This window comes from Streptomyces sp. NPDC000878 (assembly GCF_053599695.1).
Genome location: NZ_JBSFMT010000190.1, coordinates 1 through 1,270, shown reverse-complemented (window position 1 = coordinate 1,270; position 1,270 = coordinate 1). Strand labels below are relative to the sequence as shown.

The window sequence follows — 1,270 nt, the reverse complement described above, 5'->3', positions numbered from 1 at the left end:
AGCCAGTGCTGGACGAGGAAGGTGCCGTGGAAGCCGATGAACAGGGTCCAGAAGGTGATCTTGCCGAGGCGTTCGTCGAGCATCTTGCCGGTCATCTTCGGCCACCAGAAGTGGAAGCCGGAGAACATCGCGAACACCACCGTGCCGAACACCACGTAGTGGAAGTGCGCCACCACGAAGTAGGAGTCCGAGACGTGGAAGTCCATCGGCGGCGACGCCAGGATGACACCGGTCAGACCACCGAAGGTGAAGGTGATCAGGAAGCCGGTGGCCCAGAGCATCGGGGTCTCGAACGATAGAGACCCCTTCCACATGGTTCCGATCCAGTTGAAGAACTTCACACCCGTTGGTACGGCGATGAGGAACGTCATGAAGGAGAAGAACGGGAGGAGGACTCCGCCGGTGACGTACATGTGGTGGGCCCACACGGTCACGGAGAGGCCGGCGATGGCGATGGTCGCGCCGATCAGGCCCATGTAGCCGAACATCGGCTTGCGGGAGAAGACCGGGATGACCTCGCTGATGATGCCGAAGAACGGCAGCGCGATGATGTACACCTCTGGATGCCCGAAGAACCAGAACAGGTGCTGCCACAACAACGCTCCGCCGTTGGCGGCATCGAAGATGTGTGCGCCGAATTTCCGATCCGCCTCCAGCGCGAAGAGCGCGGCGGCGAGGACGGGGAAGGCGAGCAGGACCAGGACCGCGGTGAGCAGCACGTTCCACACGAAGATCGGCATGCGGAACATGGTCATGCCGGGGGCGCGCATGCAGATGATGGTGGTGATGAAGTTGACCGCGCCGAGGATGGTGCCGAAGCCGGAGAAGGCCAGACCCATGATCCACAGGTCGGCGCCGATACCCGGGCTGCGGACCGCGTCCGACAGCGGGGAGTACGCGAACCAGCCGAAGTCCGCCGCACCGCTCGGGGTGAGGAAGCCGCCGACGGCGATGAGCGAGCCGAACAGGTAGAGCCAGTAGGCGAACATGTTCAGCCGCGGGAAGGCGACGTCGGGGGCGCCGATCTGCAGCGGCATGATCCAGTTGGTGAAACCGGCGAACAGCGGCGTCGCGAACATCAGCAGCATGATCGTGCCGTGCATCGTGAACGCCTGGTTGAACTGCTCGTTCGACATGATCTGCAGACCCGGCCGGGCCAGCTCGGCGCGCATGAACAGCGCCATCACGCCACCGATGCAGAAGAACGCGAACGACGTCACCAGATACAGCGTGCCGATCGTCTTGTGGTCCGTGGTGGTGAGCCACTTGA

The 1,270-nt window shown here is 63.1% G+C and carries 1 protein-coding gene; it reads right to left on the bottom strand.

From position 1 onward, the window contains the following. On the bottom strand, positions 1 to 1,270 hold a 1,270-nt coding region (locus ACWDR4_RS50100), incomplete at both ends, for a cbb3-type cytochrome c oxidase subunit I (RefSeq protein ID WP_450418872.1).